At 59.4% G+C, this 16956-nt stretch carries 15 protein-coding genes; 5 read left to right on the top strand and 10 right to left on the bottom strand.

The features are described 5' to 3' along the window. Positions 1 to 3: 3 nt before the first annotated feature. The 4 genes from ACQUWM_RS14985 to pedF form a co-directional block, all read right to left on the bottom strand. Positions 4 to 1125, bottom strand: coding sequence for an efflux RND transporter periplasmic adaptor subunit (locus tag ACQUWM_RS14985; RefSeq protein ID WP_428922683.1), 1122 nt, complete (start codon positions 1123 to 1125; stop codon positions 4 to 6). A 156-nt stretch (positions 1126 to 1281) separates the two neighbouring features. After that, positions 1282 to 3057, bottom strand: a complete 1776-nt coding sequence (locus ACQUWM_RS14980; protein ID WP_428922682.1) for a PQQ-dependent methanol/ethanol family dehydrogenase — start codon at positions 3055 to 3057, stop codon at positions 1282 to 1284. A gap of 190 nt (positions 3058 to 3247) precedes the next feature. Then, the gene (locus ACQUWM_RS14975) at positions 3248 to 4180 is read right to left on the bottom strand and encodes a substrate-binding periplasmic protein (RefSeq protein ID WP_428922681.1); all 933 of its coding nucleotides are present in this window, start codon (positions 4178 to 4180) and stop codon (positions 3248 to 3250) included. Positions 4181 to 4223: 43 nt separating this feature from the next. Next, positions 4224 to 4655 (bottom strand): cytochrome c-550 PedF, encoded by a 432-nt coding sequence (gene pedF, locus ACQUWM_RS14970; protein WP_428922680.1) that lies wholly within the window; start codon positions 4653 to 4655, stop codon positions 4224 to 4226. Positions 4656 to 4944: 289 nt separating this feature from the next. On the opposite strand from pedF, the gene ACQUWM_RS14965 reads away from it, so the two are divergent. Genes ACQUWM_RS14965 through ACQUWM_RS14950 form a run of 4 tightly spaced genes read left to right on the top strand, consistent with a single transcriptional unit; the run spans position 4945 to position 8673 of the window. Continuing rightward, positions 4945 to 6120 (top strand): ABC transporter substrate-binding protein, encoded by a 1176-nt coding sequence (locus ACQUWM_RS14965; RefSeq protein ID WP_428922679.1) that lies wholly within the window; start codon positions 4945 to 4947, stop codon positions 6118 to 6120. A 42-nt stretch (positions 6121 to 6162) separates the two neighbouring features. Beyond that, on the top strand, positions 6163 to 7137 hold the full coding sequence (locus ACQUWM_RS14960) for a YVTN family beta-propeller repeat protein (protein WP_428922678.1): 975 nt from the start codon (positions 6163 to 6165) through the stop codon (positions 7135 to 7137). Between the two features lie 7 nt (positions 7138 to 7144). Then, positions 7145 to 7867 (top strand): ABC transporter ATP-binding protein, encoded by a 723-nt coding sequence (locus tag ACQUWM_RS14955; protein ID WP_428922718.1) that lies wholly within the window; start codon positions 7145 to 7147, stop codon positions 7865 to 7867. A gap of 2 nt (positions 7868 to 7869) precedes the next feature. After that, a complete protein-coding gene (locus ACQUWM_RS14950; RefSeq protein ID WP_407002712.1) occupies positions 7870 to 8673 on the top strand; it encodes an ABC transporter permease in 804 nt (267 codons plus the stop codon). A 24-nt stretch (positions 8674 to 8697) separates the two neighbouring features. Here ACQUWM_RS14950 and ACQUWM_RS14945 read toward each other — a convergent pair whose 3' ends face one another. The 3 genes from ACQUWM_RS14945 to ACQUWM_RS14935 are packed head-to-tail and all read right to left on the bottom strand — an operon-like array spanning position 8698 to position 11088. Next, entirely contained in the window at positions 8698 to 9369 is a 672-nt protein-coding gene (locus tag ACQUWM_RS14945; RefSeq protein ID WP_428922677.1) for an ATP-binding cassette domain-containing protein, read from the bottom strand. Then, positions 9362 to 10153: an ABC transporter permease gene (locus tag ACQUWM_RS14940; RefSeq protein WP_428922676.1), complete on the bottom strand. Its 792-nt coding sequence runs from the start codon at positions 10151 to 10153 to the stop codon at positions 9362 to 9364. The genes ACQUWM_RS14945 and ACQUWM_RS14940 overlap by 8 nt, the downstream gene beginning before the upstream one ends. Then, on the bottom strand, positions 10150 to 11088 hold the full coding sequence (locus ACQUWM_RS14935) for an ABC transporter substrate-binding protein (RefSeq protein ID WP_428922675.1): 939 nt from the start codon (positions 11086 to 11088) through the stop codon (positions 10150 to 10152). The genes ACQUWM_RS14940 and ACQUWM_RS14935 overlap by 4 nt, the downstream gene beginning before the upstream one ends. A 343-nt stretch (positions 11089 to 11431) precedes the next feature. Here ACQUWM_RS14935 and ACQUWM_RS14930 point away from each other — a divergent pair, with 343 nt between their 5' ends. Next, positions 11432 to 12109 (top strand): response regulator, encoded by a 678-nt coding sequence (locus ACQUWM_RS14930; RefSeq protein ID WP_406987710.1) that lies wholly within the window; start codon positions 11432 to 11434, stop codon positions 12107 to 12109. A 62-nt stretch (positions 12110 to 12171) separates the two neighbouring features. Here the strand turns inward: ACQUWM_RS14930 and ACQUWM_RS14925 are convergent, their stop codons facing one another. The 3 genes from ACQUWM_RS14925 to ACQUWM_RS14915 form a co-directional block, all read right to left on the bottom strand. Further along, on the bottom strand, positions 12172 to 14442 hold the full coding sequence (locus ACQUWM_RS14925) for a NahK/ErcS family hybrid sensor histidine kinase/response regulator (protein ID WP_428922674.1): 2271 nt from the start codon (positions 14440 to 14442) through the stop codon (positions 12172 to 12174). Continuing rightward, positions 14408 to 15577, bottom strand: a complete 1170-nt coding sequence (gene nosP / locus ACQUWM_RS14920; protein WP_428922717.1) for a nitric oxide-sensing protein NosP — start codon at positions 15575 to 15577, stop codon at positions 14408 to 14410. Before nosP ends, ACQUWM_RS14925 begins: the two co-directional genes overlap by 35 nt. A 239-nt stretch (positions 15578 to 15816) precedes the next feature. Then, on the bottom strand, positions 15817 to 16920 hold the full coding sequence (locus tag ACQUWM_RS14915; RefSeq protein ID WP_407002717.1) for a porin: 1104 nt from the start codon (positions 16918 to 16920) through the stop codon (positions 15817 to 15819). Between the last annotated feature and the right edge of the window lie 36 nt (positions 16921 to 16956).

The following is a 16956-nucleotide window of genomic DNA, read 5'->3' as shown; positions in this document are numbered from 1 at the left end:
ACCTCAATGGAACCGGTCCGGGCCCTGGCCCAGAACCGCAACGGTCTCTCCCGCTGCCACAAATTCCACGCCCCGCGCCACGATCGATTCCCCGGGGTGCAACTCGCCGGTCACCGTGGCCATGGCATTGCCAACCGAGACAACCCTTACTCCCACCCGCACCAGGCGATTGTTATCGTCCAGTCGCAGCACGTGAGGCTCCCCCTTCCGGTGGTGGACCAACGCGGTCAGCGGAACCCGTACCCCCCGAGCAGACACCCCGGGCAATTCCGGCTCCGCCAGAGTCAGCGTCACCTCGGCTGTCATCCCCGAACGTAAGCCCTCCGGTGGATCGGTAATACGAAGGAGAACCGGATACAGAGAGGCGGATTGACTGTGGCTACCAATGTGCCGGATCTCCGCTGCCAGCGGTTGAACGTCAAGGGCCGGCACGCTCACGACCTGGGAATGTCCGGGCCGGAGTTGCTCCACCAGTCCCTCCGGCACATGAGTCAGTACTTCAAATCCGCGGCGGGACGACACCACCTCCACCACCCCCTGACTGGCATCAATACGCTGTTCCTGTTCAACCAGTCGCCGCGCGACGGTGCCACTGAACGGCGCCCTGAGAGCCGTCTGGTCCAGATCACGCCGGGCCAGCCGGCGGGAGGCTACGGCAGATTCAAGCCGGGCCCGGGCCCTGGCCACCGCAGCATCCGCGCTGTCCAGACTGGCCTGGCTGGCATGCCCCTTCTGGCGCAACGCCTTCTGCCGTTGCAAGGTCAGGTCAGCGTCCCGCAGCGCGGTCCGGGCTTCCTCTTCTGCGGCAACACTGCGTTCGTGGAGCAACTGGTGCCGGCTGTTATCCAACGCCGCCAGGACATCGCCCGCCTCGAAACGGTCACCGGCCTCGAGAGCCAGTTGTTCCACCCGGCCAGCCACCTCAAAACTCAGGATGGTACGTTCAGCGGCCTGGATGCGGCCGGACAGGGTAGCGTGGGAGGTCTGTGACGCAGGCAGGACTCTGGCCGCGTCCACCAGGCGGGGCGAGCCACTGCCTTCATCGGGCTCCGCAGACGATGAGCATCCGACCACAGTAACGGCTGCTACCAGCAGCCAGGCGACGGTACCGTGCTTGCATTCCATGCCTCCCCCTTAGCCCCTGACGAGACTTAATCATTTGATTAAAGCCATCATATAATCATTTGATTAAATCGCCAACACAAAAAAGCCAGCTGCCTGTAGCAAGCTGGCTTTCTCAAAACCCGCCCACGTACGTCTGGACGGGATTCCCTCAACGGATCAGTTGCTGGCAACCCGATCCTTCGGCAGCTTGAACGTCCAGACGGTTCCACCCTGGTTGAAGTCCTTGACCACCCTGGCCACTTCGCCGCCCCAGAGCGGCACCGCACCACCCCAGCCAGTGGAGATGGAGACGTACTGCTCACCGTCCATTTCCCAGGTCACCGGAGTACCAACCACACCGGTACCGGTATTGAACTTGTAGAGCTCTTCGCCGGTCTTGGCATCAAACGCTTTCAGGTAACCTTCCGGCGTGCCGGTGAATACCAGGTTGCCTGCGGTGGTCATCACGCCACCCCAGAGCGGAGCCGGGTTGTTGTAACGCCAGACTTCCTCACCGGTTTTCGGATCAACCGCGCGCAGAACGCCGATAAACTCATCGTTTGCGGGCTTGATGGTAAAGCCTGCCCCCAGATACGCGGCGCCCTTCTTGTATGAAACCGGCTCGTTCCAGATATCCATGGACCATTCATTGGAAGGAATGTAGAACAGGCCGGTGTCCTGGCTGTAGGCCATGGGCATCCAGTTCTTGCCACCCAGGAAAGCCGGGAAGGCAACAACCGTTTCACCTTTTTCACCATTGGCATCGGCGGGGTTACCCGGACGACCGTTCTTGGTGTTGTAGATCGGGCTGCCGTCTTCATTCAGGCCTTCGGCCCAGGTAATCTTGTCCACAAACGGGAAGCCGCGAATAAAGTCACCGTTTTCACGGTTCAGGACATAGAAGAAGCCGTTACGATCCGCAGTAGCAGCCGCTTTGACGGTTTTGCCGTTTTCCTTGTAATCGAAGGAAATCAGTTCGTTGACACCGTCATAGTCCCAGCCGTCGTTGGGCGTGGTCTGGAAGTGCCACTTGATGCTGCCGTCATCCGGATCAATCGCCAAACGGGAGGACGAGAACAGGTTGTCGCCAGGACGCAGGTGAGAGTTCCACGGAGCCGGGTTACCGGTGCCGAAAAACAGGGAATCGGTATCCGGGTCGTAGGTGCCGCCCAGCCAGGTCGCTGCACCGCCAGTTTTCCACATATCGCCAGGCCAGGTCTTGCCAGCCTTGCCACCGGAGATACCGTTTTCGATCTTCTTGCCGTCCTTGTAGACGTAGCCCATGTGGCCTTCTACGGTCGGGCGGGTCCACAGCAGATCGCCGGTGTTCGGGTCGCGGGCTTCCACTTTACCGACAATGCCGAACTCACCGCCGGAGACGCCGGTAATCAGTTTGCCCTTCACGATCAGCGGAGCGGCTGTCATGGAGTAGCCGGCCTGGTAATCCGCCACTTTCTTGATCCACACCACCTTGCCGGTGTCTTTGTTCAGGGCGACCAGCTTGGCGTCGAGGGTGCCGAAGATCACCTTGTCGTCGTACAGGGCCGCACCCCGGTTCACCACATCACAGCAGGGCATAATGCCGTCCGGCAGCCGGGCATCGTACTGCCAGATTTCCTCACCGGTTCTGGCGTCAATGGCGTAGATACGGGAATAGGAAGCGGTCACATACATGACGCCATCCTTGACCAACGGCTGGGACTCCTGCCCACGCTGTTTCTCACCGCCGAAGGAAAAAGCCCAGGCCGGTTGCAGGTGCTTGACGTTATCTGTGTTGAGGTTCTTCATCGGGCTGAAGCGCTGGCCCTGTACACCCATACCGTAGCTGACGATGTCATCAACGGTGTTGTGATCATTCAGAATGTCTTCGTCGGTGACCGCGTGGGCACCAAAGGATACGGCCAGTGCCAGGGCACTGGCGGCAAACTGTTTACCGAACGGATTCGATCTCATGGTTGCGCTCTCCAAAGTCTCTTGTTTTCAGTATCTTTAGCGAACCGGGAACTCTTCCCGCCTCTAACGGACATTCTTGGCCCTGCCTGCTATCGCAACAATTAATCGCCCGGACAGGTTTTCTCATCACTTGGTAGTAAGACCCCGACAAAAAAGCCCGCACAGGGCGGGCTCTATCGTCAGTTACCGGTTATTCCGCAGGTTCTTCGGGGCCGAGTATATTGTCGTAATATCCGGGGCGGCTGTAGGACAGCCCGTGCCTTGCATACAGTTCCGCCATTTCTCCGGAGCGAACCATGCGATCCGCAATCGCTTCGATGGCATAGCTGAGGGCGCGGTGGGTATGACGCACGGCCATGCCCACATCCCAGACCTGCTTGGTCATTCCGGGGAAACCGTTGCCCGCCTTGGTGAATCCGTTGCCGCCATGGGCTTCAAGCTGATGCTCTATCTCCGCTCTCATGCCCATAACAGCCGCTACCTCGCCCTGGCCCATGGCTTCGAATGCCTCACCGACATTCCGGTAGTGCTGGACCTGGCTCCGTAACCGCCCACCGAATGCCGATGTCAGGTAGGTGTCGGGCAACGTGTCGATTTCCACGCCAATCGGGTGGTACTGGAAGACGGCAACCGTCTCCACGCCATCCAAGCGGTCCTCGTCAAAGGCAATCTGCCAGCGTTCCTGCTGGTAGGGGCCGAACATAACCACCTGTTCGTTGATCATTTCACCGGTGGAGTCGCGCATGTATTTGAAGGTGCTGTCGTAGGGCACCCGCATCATGACGTCGGCGATGCGGGTTTTCGCCAGGTAATGCCCCTTCCATATATGGTTGCGCAGATCATCCCCCAGTGTTTCATCGGGAATGATCCAGTAGGGGCGAAACTCCACCCCCAGCTCCTTGGCTATTACACGACCAAGATCGGCATCAACACCCCGCACTTCACCATCAACCTCGTAGGAATACGGCGGAAAATCCTTGTACATACCTACATTCAGATAACCGGAGTCCTGAATGATATCCAGGGTCCTGTCCGGAATCAGCGAGCGGGACTGTTGCGCCTGGAGCTGACCAACAACTGCTAACAACAGCACAAGCATCAGAACTCGATACGCCGATATCATAGGCTAACCTCCTGACAGGCCATTTCCGAAATGTGGTAGGTGCTCATTCCACAGGCGCGGGCACTGACTCAATATAAGTCTTGATCGCCCAGATAGCGGTCTGATCAAGATTGTCCTTGAAGGAAGGCATACCACGGCCGGTGCCGTTCATCACACGACCAATGAAGTACTCGTCATCCCACTCTTCCAGTTCCCGCAAATCCGGCGTCATGCCGCCGGACATGGCTTCGATACCGTGGCACACGGCACAGTTGCCGGCGTAACCGCTCTTGCCAATCTTGACGGCCTCATCGTGCTTGTCTCCGTGTTCGTTGCCTTCACGGAACGGATTCTCCATCAGGGCTTCCTTACCCAGGTCGGGCAGGCTCCCGGTATCTACTTCCTGAGGGGTAACGTCTCCGTGGGACATGGCAACACCAGCCGTCGCCATCAAACCGGCGGCCACCAGGGCCTTTAAAGAAAATGAAACTGACATGTTGTTATACCTCTGTTTTGAATCCCCGTGCGCTGGCTACTTGTTGTGAATGCATTGCCAGCTACTTCTTCCCAGTCTAGGAACACGCCACAGCGATCAGAATGCCACTTTCGCGCCTACGACCTAGTTCCTTGGTAGTAGGCTCCATGGAGATCCCGCCCATTCCCCGACATCGAAAGCCCGGGGAATAGTTCTTTAGTACCGCAAGTTTCCTACTTTCTGAATATTTCGGAGCCCCTCCCCGTTCCCTAAGCTGGATGCAACAACAATATGGAAGCAGGGGGACAGCATGAGTGGATTTCGACGCACGGCCCTGACAGCCGCCTTACTCTTTGGCTGGTGGTTAACGCCGGCCGTCGCACTGGCGCTGGATGTGAAGGTCGGGTACATCCAGTGGGTTCCCGACCAGGGTCCGGTGCTTTCCAACGTGACTCCCGAACCGGAAGACGCCGGTCTTCGTGGCGCCGAACTGGCCATCGACGATAACAGCACCACCGGCAAGTTCCTGGGCCAGACCTATTCGCTGCAGAGTGAAGTCGCCGACACGGAAGAGGCTGCCGTTGCGGCCTTTGAAGCCATGCGCCAGAACGGCATGGAACTGTTTGTCGTGAATGCACCGGCTCAGACCCTGAAAACCATCCTGAGCAAGGCCGGCGACAACACCCTGATCTTTAACGCCGGCGCCAAGGACGACACCCTGCGCACCGGGGAATGCCATGCCAACCTGCTGCACACCATGCCCAGTTACGCCATGCTCACCGACGCCCTGGGCCAGTGGCTGAACCAGCGGCGCTGGGATGAAGTGTTCCTGATTACCGGGCCCACCGAAGCCGACAAGGGTTGGGCCAATGCCTTCCGCCGCTCTGCCAAACGCTTCGGTCTGAAAATTGTCGAGGACAAACCCTGGACCTTTGATGCCGACCTGCGCCGCACCGCCTCGAAGGAGCTGCCATTGTTTACCCAGGCCAGTGATTACGATGCGGTGGTGGTGGCAGACGTGAGGGGCGATTTCGGCGAGTACGTGCCATTCAACACCTGGCTGCCGCGACCGGTCGTGGGTACCCAGGGCATGTCTCCGGTGACCTGGCACCGGGTGGTGGAAAGCTGGGGCGCGGCACAGCTGCAAAACCGCTTCCGTGACCTGGCCGACCGCGACATGAACAGTGAAGATTACGCCGCCTGGGCCGCCATTCGCTCCATTGGCACCGCCGTAACCGACCTCAGTAGCGCGAACCCGGTCGAGATCCGCAATTTCCTGTTCAGTGACAAATTCCAGCTGGCAGCGTTCAAGGGCCGCAAGCTCACCTATCGCGACTGGAATGGGCAACTCCGGCAACCGATCCCCCTGGTTCACCCACGGGGGCTGGTCGCCCGGGCCCCCTTTGAAGGCTTCCTGCACCCCAATACTGAAATGGACACGCTCGGCTTCGACAAACCCGAGAGCGACTGTCGGATTAATGGCTGACCGCTTAGGCGTCAGTTCCTCAAAACAAGAAGGAGTAACACCATGAAGTCATTGTTCAAGCAAACCGCTCTGGCCGCCATGATCGGGCTGTCGACGCCGGCGCTGGCCAGTCTGGCGTATGTCTCCAATGAGAAGGACGACACCATTTCAATCATCGATACCGACTCCATGGACGTGGTCGAAACCATTGAGGTAGGCCAGCGCCCACGGGGCATCCTGTTGTCCAAGGACTACACCAAACTGTATATCTGCGCCAGTGACGACGACACCGTACAGGTGCTGGACCTGGCCACCCGCAAGATCGTCGACACCCTGCCCTCCGGTGAAGATCCGGAGCAGTTCTCCCTCCACCCCAACAACAAGCACCTGTACATCGCCAATGAAGACGATGCCATCGTCACGGTGGTGGACGTGGACACCAAGGACGTACTGGCCCAGATTGATGTCGGCATTGAGCCGGAGGGCATGGCGGTAAGCCCGAACGGCAAGTGGGCGGTGAACACCTCGGAAACCACCAGCATGCTGCACTGGATCAACACCGAAACCTTCGAGATCGAGAAAAACATCGTGGTCGGCCAGCGCCCCCGCCACGTGGAATTCAGCAAGGACAGCAAGATTGCCTGGGCCTCGGCGGAAATTGGCGGCACCGTGCACATCATCGACGTGGACAACCTGGAACAGGTCCACGAAATCTCCTTCAAGGTTCCCGGAGTCAACCAGGACCGGGTCCAGCCCGTGGGTATCGAACTGACCTCCGACGGCAAGTACGCCTTCGTGGCCCTCGGCCCCTCCAATCACGTGGCGGTGGTGGATGCCCAAACCTATGAGGTGCTGGATTATCTACTGGTGGGCAGCCGGGTCTGGCAGCTGGACCTGGACAAGGACGAGAAGCACCTCTATACCACTAACGGTGTGTCCGGCGATGTGTCGGTCATCGACGTGGAGGACCTGAAGGTGATCAAATCCATCAAGGTGGGCCGCTATCCCTGGGGTGTGGTCATTGATCCCTCTTCATAACACCAGCATGACTATTGAAGCCAGAAACATCAGCTTTCGGTACGGCGACAAGCCGGTGCTCAAGGAGGTCAGCTTCGCGCTGACCTCTGGCCGTTTTCATGCCCTGCTGGGCCCCAACGGAGCCGGCAAGTCAACGCTGTTCGGGTTGCTGACCCGACTGCTGGCACTGCAGCAGGGGGAGCTCCTGTTAGCCGGGCAGTCATTGAAGAAGCAGCCGTCCGAGGCGATGCGACAGATCGGCGTGGTATTCCAGCAGAACGCCCTGGACCTGGACCTGACCGTGCGCCAGAACCTGCTCTACCACGCCGCACTCCATGGTCTTTCCCGCAAGGAAGCCCGCAAACGGGGCGATCGGGAGCTGGCGCGTTTCGACTTGCTGGAACGGGCGAACGATCCGGTACGGAAACTCAATGGCGGCCATCGCCGACGGGTGGAAATTGCCCGCGCCCTGCTCCATGAGCCCTCACTGCTGCTGCTTGACGAACCCACCGTAGGCCTGGATGTCGCCAGCCGCAAAGCGCTGAATGATCACGTCCGCACACTGTGTGATGAGGCGGGGCTGACGGTTCTGTGGGCCACCCACCTGATTGAGGAGGTGCGTCAGGACGACCGGGTGCTGATCCTGCATCAGGGGCAGCTACTGGCCGACGGTTCCGGCCAGGCCATTTGTGAGGCCGAGGGCACCCGCGACCTGGCGGAAACCTTCCACACCCTGACCGGAGCCGGATAACCATGAAAGCTGCGCATTACTGGCATTGTTTCGTTGGCATACAGACCCGGGAATGGCTGCGGTTCTGGCAGCAGCGCACCCGCTTTGCCAGCGCCCTGGTACGGCCGCTGTTGTGGCTGGTGGTGTTTGCCGCCGGTTTCCGGGCGGTACTGGGGATTTCCATTATTCCACCCTACCAGACCTACATTACCTATGAGACTTACATCGCCCCCGGGCTGTGCGGCATGATCATTCTGTTCAACAGCATGCAGGGTGCCCTGTCCATGGTGTATGACCGGGAACTGGGCAGCATGCGGGTGTTGTTGATGAGTCCTTTACCACGGCCGTTTTTGCTGGTGACGAAGTTGCTGGCCATGGGGGTGGTGTCAGTTGGTCAGGTATATGTGTTTCTGCTGTTGGCGTTGCTGGTGGATGTGGAGCCGCCGTTGTGGGGGTACCTGGCGGTGTTGCCGGCTTTGGTGCTGAGCAGTCTGATGCTCGGCGCACTGGGACTGCTGATTGCGACCTGGATCAAGCAGTTGGAGAACTTTGCCGGGGTGATGAACTTTGTCATCTTCCCGATGTTCTTCATGTCGTCGGCGCTTTACCCGCTGTGGCGGATGAACGAGGCCAGCCCGTGGCTGTATTGGATTTGCCAGTTCAATCCCTTTACCCATGCGGTGGAGGCGATCCGCTTCTCTCTGTATCTGGAGTGGAATCCGATGGCCTTTGGCATTACTGCGGGAGTTACTGTCGTTCTGGCGTTAATGGCGACTGCCGGGTTTAGGCCGCAGCGGACCAAGATACTTGGGACCAAGCCTGCCTGATTGGGTGGTAGTGGTCTGTGGGGACTAGGAGTCCGCCAGGTCAAGCCTTCGCAGTCTCCCCAACAACCCATCAATCAAACCGGCCTCACCGACCACATCATCCCACTGCAACCGCGCCGGCTTCCCATCCAGATACCACAACCGATTCGCCAGAATCTCAGCATCACCACCATCGTGCGTCACACAAATCATGGCCATGCCCGGATTGGCATCCAGAATACCGGCAATCAGTGCTTTTAACTCACCGGCCATCACCGGATCGAGTGACGCAAACGGCTCATCCAACAACAGCAGGTCCGGCTTAACCGCCAGGCAACGGGCAAGCGCAGCTCGCCGGGCCATGCCCAGGGAGAGTTGGTCCGGCAGGTAGTGGTCATATCCTTTCAGCCCCACACTGGCAAGAAGACCTTCTGCCTCTTCCACTGTTGCGCCCACCAGTTGAAGGTTGGCTCTGAGGGTTCGCCAGGGTAACAAACGATGCTCCTGGAACAGGTAGCCGACCCGAAGTTGGTCGCGGCCGACGATTGCTTCCGAAGGGATGGTGTTGTCGAGCCCGGCGATGGTGTTCAGCAGGGTCGTTTTGCCAATACCGGAGGGCCCCAGCAGGCAGATGCGATCCCCCCGCTCAATCGTGGCAAAGACTTCTCCCAACACAGGCTGACCAAAATCGCGACCGGCGATCCGCAGTTCAAGCATGGGCGGCCTCCGGCTGGCGCCAGCGGCTGGAGCGGCGTTCCAGGGGCTGCAGGATGGTCAGTTCAATCAGCTGGACCACAGCAATGAACGCCAGGCTGTAGGCCAGGATGGTGGCGACGTCGAAGACCTGGAAGGCGAGGTGGAGCTGAAAGCCGACGCCGCTGGAGCGGCCCAGCAATTCCACGACCAGGACGATTTTCCAGATCAGCGCCAGACCGCCGCGGGTGGCGGCCATCAGGTAGGGAAACAGTTGCGGTACCCAGACGTCGCGAAACCGCTGCCAGCGGGTGAAGTCGTAGACGGTGGCCATTTGCTCCAGCCGGTAATCCAGGCTGCGAGCGCCTTCGCGGACGGTGACGGCGACATTCGGCACTTTGTTGATGACAACGGCCATGATGGCCGCCACTTCCACCAGGCCAAACCAGACGTACATCAGGATGATGGTGACCAGCGCCGGCAGGTTGAGCAGTAACACCAGCAGTGGGTCGAACAGGGCGTTGGTGGTCGCGGAACGTCCCATGCTGACACCGATGAACGTACCCAGGAACATGGCAAGCGCAAAGGCCACCACCACGCGGCCGAGGGTGGCCCCCAGATGATGCCAGAGGTCGCCGGATGTAGCTTCTCGTATCAGTGTATCAAGCACCTGGAGCGGCGTTGGCAACAGCGGCGACTGGATCAACCAAGCGATGAATGCCCAGATGACTACGAAGCCCGGCAGTACCACCCAGTAACTCCATAAGGGTGGGCGCGCTTTCACAGCATGGCCCTTGAGGTTAGTCATGGCTCACTCCGGTAGAAGAGCGAGGTTGGCATCAGGTTGCCTTCCGCAGCGCCGGTGAGCACCAGAAGCCGGCGCAGGTCGGCGGTTCGCTGGTCGGTTTGTGGCGCCGGCGTACCAGCGACGAATCCGTCACGGAGTGCCTGAAAAATGCCTGTGTCCGGGTTACCCATCAGTGGCCGGAGGCGCTCCCAGTGAGCGGGATTCTCAACCAGCTCGGCTTTTGCTTCGCGCAGGGAATCGGCAAAGCGCCGGACCAGAGATGGATGCTCCCGCGCCCAACGCTCCGGAAAGACATAGCCCAGTACGGGAAGGTTGGTATCCAGATTCAGGGCGGCCAGCAGGTCGGCCATCCGGAACGCAGAGCGCCAGCCGCCCTCGCCTTTGAGACGAGCGGCAAAATGCCAGTAGGTGACGATCACATCCACCTGCCCCCGCTTGAGAGCCTGGTTGAGCAGTGGCGGTGCCGCGAACTGAACATCCGCGGAATCCGACAGATTGAGCCCCTGTTGGGCCGCGACTTTCTGCAGCAGTATCCAGCCCTTGCTGTCCGGACCACCGGCTACGCCGATTTGCTTGCCGGCGAGGTCCGCCACGGATTGGATGGCAGAGCCGTCCGCCACCACAATGTCGCCAATCTGGCTGGAAAACGGAAGATACAGGTAGGGAGTGCCGGCCTGGTAGCGGGATTGCGCCCAGAGCAGATCCGCCACAGCGCCATTCACCGACCCGCTGGTAACCCCAAGACGGGAGGCCGGCAGGTTGGCCACCGACGTCAGCTCCAGGCGGTAGCCATGCTTCCGGTCCAGGCCCCGGTGAAGGATATGGTCAAGCTCCCAGTGCGCTGTGCCGAACTGCAGCACGCTGACCGACAGCACCGGAGGTTCGCCGGGTTCCCCAGCGTGTGCGGCTGGCAGTACCGTCAGAAACACCAGCATCAGCCCAGCCAGCCAGGCGGCATGACTGCTGGCTCCAGACGGTTTGAAATATCGGCTTGTTACGGGCTGTTGGCTCATCCTTCCACGATACGAAGCCCTTCGCCGCGCAAGAATAGTACTTTGGTGCCTGTTTTTTGGTGCGATGGTCGCATTCAACCAGAGGCGCGGATAGCGTGTAATGAAATCATCACAATAATAAACAGAGGGTCGACTCCGTTTCCGGAGATTCTCTGCACAGGAGGCCGCCATGCTGAATGAGCTCGATGCCGCACTCACGTCCGAAAAGCGCTATCATGATTCGGAAGCACTCCCCGATAATGAAAACAAACAGGTAGAACCATCCATGGAGCCGGCTTACAAGATACTGATCGCCGACGACCACCCGCTGTTCCGTGAAGCGATCAGCAGTGTGATCGCTTCCGGGTTCGAGGGCAGTGAGATCATTGAAACCGATGATCTGGACAGCGCCCTGGACATTACCCGGGAGAATGACGACCTGGACCTGATCCTGCTGGACCTGAACATGCCCGGCATGCACGGGCTGAACGGCCTGATTACCCTGCGCAACGAAGCGCCCACCATTCCCGTGGTGATAGTCTCGGCGGAAGAAGACAAACAGGTCGTGTTGCAGGCCATCACCTACGGCGCGGTCGGTTTTATTACCAAGTCATCGCCAAGAGCCCAGATGACCGAAGCCATCCAGCAGATTCTCAATGGCAATGTCTACCTGCCCTCGGACATCATCCGTACCGGCAAGGAAAGCAACAGCCGCCGCAGCCGCCATGAAGACAACCCGATTTCACCGGAGCTGCTGAACTCCCTGACACGTCGCCAACTGCTGGTACTCGAGCGCATGTCCAAGGGCGAATCCAACAAACAGATCGCCTACAATCTGAACATCGCCGAAACCACGGTGAAGGCCCATGTATCGGCCATTTTGCGCAAGCTTGGTGTGCACAATCGGGTACAGGCCATTCTGTCCGCCAGTGATGTGGATTTCAGTCAGTACCTGAAACGGTAAACCGGTTTATCAGGCTTATTTGTCGGATTACGGCTTGCCTAATCCGACATCCACCGCCGATCTCAGCTTCTTAACAGGTGGCTCAGCGCACTGCGCAACTTCAGCGGTTTCACCGGCTTGTTCATCAACAGGTACCCCAGCTCGCGGATATGCTGTTTGAGCTCGTTGGTGTAGTTGGCGGTAATCATCACCACCGGCGCCGGACAACGGCGGCGGCCGTTGATCTCCGCCACCACATCCACGCCATTTTCATCGTTGTCCAGATGGTAGTCCGCCAGGATCAGGTCCACCGGGCTGTCAGCCGGGTCCATTTGGCGCTCCAGATCCTCCAGGGACACCGCCGTCACCACACGGCAGTCCCAGCCTTCCAGCAAGGTTTTCATGCCCTGGCAGATGGACGGATCATTGTCGATCACCCAGATCCGGGCGCCGCCCAGACCGCTGTCGAAGGACACCGACCGGTTCTGGTCCTCAGCCGGTCGCTTGGGCTGCAGCCGGCCAAGGGGAACCTTGACGCTGAACACGGAACCCTTGCCTTCAATGGAAGACACACTCACCTCATGGCCGAGCATGCGCGAGATCTTGTCCACGATGGCCAGCCCCAAACCCAGTCCCTTGTCGGGCTGTGAACCGGATGGCCGGATGCGTTTGAATTCCTGGAAGATCTCGGTCAGCTTGTCTTCCGGGATCCCCGGGCCAGTGTCCCAGACCTGCAGCAGAACGTGATCCTGCCGCCGTCGGCAACCCAGCAGGATGCGGCCATTGCCGGTATAGCGGATGGCGTTGGTGAGAAAGTTCCTGAGAATTCGCGCCAGAAGCTGCGAATCGGATTCCACAATCGCGGAGCTGGCAACGAAGTCCAGCCGCAGATCTTCAGCCGTGGCCATTTGCCGGAATTCCCGGGCGATGTTATTGAGCAGGTCCCGCAGATCGAACGCGGTCACGTCGGGCTTGATCACCCCGGCATCCAGCTTGGAGATGTCCACCAGGGTGCCCAACAGGTTCTCCACGTCATCCAGGGAGGTGCTCACCGATCGCACCAGCCCCTCAGCCTTGGGCCCGAACGACTGCTCCAGAAGCGCACTGGTGAACAGGCGGGCGGCGTTCAGGGGTTGCAGCAGATCATGACTGACGGCGGCCAGGAACTTGGTCTTGGACAGGTTCGCCCGCTCCGCCTCCAGCTTGGCGTCCCGCAGCCTGGCCTCTACCGCGGCCCGCTCGGTAATTTCCTGGCGCAACTGATTGTTCAAGCCGGTCAACGCCGAGGTACGCTCCTTGACCCGCCGCTCCAGGTTGTCATACGCCTGTTCCAGCGCCAGGGCGGTCTTGCGACGATCGGTAATGTCCCGGATCAACACGAAGAACCCGGTGACATCTCCGTCCTCGTCGATGTTGGGTACATAGGATCGCAGCATGTAACGCACATCACCCTGCTCGCCGGTTTCCTCAAACTCGAAGGTGACGCTGTTTCCCGCCAGCGCCTGTCGCATCTGCGGCAACAGGCGCTGGTACAGATCGGGGGAGTGCACCTCATCCAATGGCCGGCCAAGAGGCGATTCGCCGGAGCGGCCATACCAGGACTCGTACACCTTGTTGCAGAACTGCACCGTGAGATCCGCACCCACATAAGCTATCAGCGCTGGCACATGGTCTGTCACCACACGGATCCAGCGTTCACTTTCCTCCAGCGCCTTGATACGACGGGCCATCTCACTGTTCTTGACGTCGGTGATGTCGGAATAGAGCACCACCAGGCCACCCTCACGGGTGGGCCGCTCGGTCATCTGGACCCAGCGGTCGTTGGCGAGCAGGAAGACAACGCCCTCCGAATCCGGGTGGCTGTGCTCCTCAACAACCAGACCGGAACTGACCGCCTGCGCCTTCACATCCACTATGGAGGTGCCCGGCTCTGGCACCTCCACACCGGCGTGGTGCCAGTAGCTGCGAAAACGACTGTTGCTCTGGATCAGGCGGTGCTGGTGATCGAACAGAACAAAGCCGTCGGCAATGCTTTCAATCGCATCGCTGAGGCGCTGGCGGGTGGTTTCGGCTTCGACGCGGGCGCGGCTCAGGGCCTTGTTACTGGCTTTAAGCTCCTCCATGGTCTGGTTGAGGGCCTCGGTGCGCTCGCGCACCTGCTCCGCCAGCACCACGGAATGTTCAAAGGCTGCGTAAGGCTCAGGCTTGTGGGAGGAGCCGGACTCCACCCGAACAATCAGGGCATCACGGATGCGGCGCAGGCGTTCATTCTCCGCTTCCAGCTCAGCGATGCGCCGATCCCTGTCATCGGCGGCAGTGTCATTCTTGCACGGCACGGGCTTCAGGCTGGCCAATGACCACCCCCGTAAAGGTCTGGTTGATGTGCATACCGTCGAACTGCTCGCCGTATGTGTTGAAACCGATCACCTTGTGATGGCGAAGGAACTCAGACACGGCCTCCACTTCCCCGGTCAGCTCAGCTTCCAGCCGACGCAGAAAGCAGTCACACCCAATGGTCACCAGCGGTGGCCCCACCACCCGCTCGGACGCTTCAATCTGGGCCCGCACACTGTCCAGCAGGCCTTCGGGCTCCATTGCCGTCATCACAATGCCGGTTTCCACGGCACAGTAGAATGTGAGGCTCTTGTCCGGGTTAACCCGCTGAACCGAACGCACAAAGTAATGCCCGCCAATTTTTACCCCCATGGGCCGCAGCGCAAACACCTTGCGGTCCAGGGCATCCACATCCACCCCAACCGCACGGGCATAGGCATCGGCCGCAGGCTCAGCGTTGAGTTCATACACGGTGCGACTTTCCGCGCAGGCATCGGTAACCACCAGTTTTTCAGTGCGTTCAACCATGTGGTGGGTGGAAAAGACTCGGAAATCCAGTGGCGTATTGACCAGTAGAACCGTCGCCGCTCCGGTATGGAACTGGCCGTCATAGTACACGTGGGTATTGGCAAGGCGCTCGTCGTCACCGGCTGATCCGCCGAATTGCGGGATGGTGCCCAGGGCCGCATTGAGCGTCGCCAGCACCAGCTCCTCCCGGCTGGAAAGACCGTCCAGCAAGGTAATCGCAAAGGTATTGCCCTTCACCGGCGCGAGCCTGGCATCGCGGCATGTGGACAGCAGGCCGTCAATGACGCCCTGGGCATCCTGCAGGGTAAACCGGTCGAGCTCGCGAATCAGCGCGCAATCAATGGCAATGTATCGATTATCGAAGCCAATGGCGGTAATGCATCCGCGGCCATAGCCCTCCGGTGTAATCTCCCCGGCTGACGTACACCCGCACACACGCACGCCCTGAAAAGCATGCTCAAGGGCAATGCCGAGACGGCCGAGATCGTATTCCGCGGAACAAAAGAACAGTACACAACCCAGGTGCTCATGGTTCAACTGACTGGCGAGATTGGTGGCTGCCAGCATCGGGTCGCGAACACTGGAGCTCGCTACCCGGACGGCGGGCAGGGTCGTCGCTGGCTTCATAAATGCGGATCCCGGAAATGGATGACTTTCCACCGATTCTACGGCATCCGCAAACGCAGCCAATGCGACTTCAGTGCTTTTAATGGGCGCGCCAAAATGATCGTAAGCCATTGATTAAAAACCCTCCTGAATCAATGCCTGGCGGCGCGGCCGGTTTGCACGAAGACAAACCGGCACTTTAGTCTTAGATGACCCGGTGCTACGGACGACCTCCCGTCTTCCACAGCAAGGTCTACTGCTTAGAACGTTACGACAGCGCCGAGGGCAAGAGTATCGGCATCCACTGCAGTAGCGCCCGTGGATTTGGCTTCCTGCTCGAACATGTTGTATTCGGCAACCAACTTGAAGTTACTGTTCACATCATGGAACACGGCCAGGGAGGTGTTCTCCGTCTCGAAATCCGCCTGATCGGAATCCGTTTCGCCGTAGGAGGCCACGAAGCGATTGCTACCCAGCGTGTAAGACGCCTGGACCAGATAGCCATCGGCATCTTCTTCCGAAGGCAGTGCGCCATCGGTGAGCAGAACCGGCGCGTCCCCTTCCGATGTGAAACCGGAAGCCGTCAGTGAAAAGCCTGCCACCGCCGCTTTCAGACCGTAGCCGATACCCTGGCTGTCGATCTCGGTGGTCGCATTTTCTGAGCTCTGATGACGACCATTGACCCAACCGGTCAATGCCAGGCCACTAAGGTCTGCGCTGTAGGTGACTTCCGCCTCAAAGCGGGGTGCTGACTGCTCGGATTGGGCACCGGGCGTGGTATCCGCTGGCTCAAAGATACCGGCAGCCACTTTCAGACCACCCATATCGGGAGACCGGTAGGTGATCTGAGCCGACGGATTCGGATACGGGTAGCCGGTGCGGATGTTGCCGAAAGAAACGCCGGTCGCCGCACCCGGGGAGCCAAAGCCCATGAGAATTTCGTCGAGGAAAATGTTGGAGCGGGCGTATAAACCGAAGTCCTTACCGATCAGAACCTGACCGAAAGAACCATCCACTGTGGCATACAACTGACGAACATCGATTGCCGTATCGGTTGGCGACTGAAGGCTGTCATTGATCGTGCTCCAGAATGAAGAACGGCCACCCATCGTCAGATCGCCCACTTCCTTGCTGAAGTTGAAACCAATGGTGTTCGGCAGAAAGCCCATCTTGACGTCTGAGCTGCGGGTATCGGCCACCTTGTCGTCACGGTTTACATAGAAAGCGTTGAAGTAACCGTCGACGGAAAAGCTGGTGCCGTCTTCGTTGTAAATTTCAACGGCTGCATTGGCGCCGGCGCTTACCCCCATGGCAGCAGCCATCGCAATCGCTAACCCTGACTTTCGAAAATTGTTGTTGTTCATAGTTCCCCCGGTTGTTTTTGGAAATCTGGGATCGGG

Origin of the sequence: Marinobacter sp. DUT-3 (assembly GCF_050379435.1) — a bacterium.
Lineage (GTDB): Bacteria > Pseudomonadota > Gammaproteobacteria > Pseudomonadales > Oleiphilaceae > Marinobacter.
This window is presented reverse-complemented; position numbering and strand designations above follow the sequence as displayed.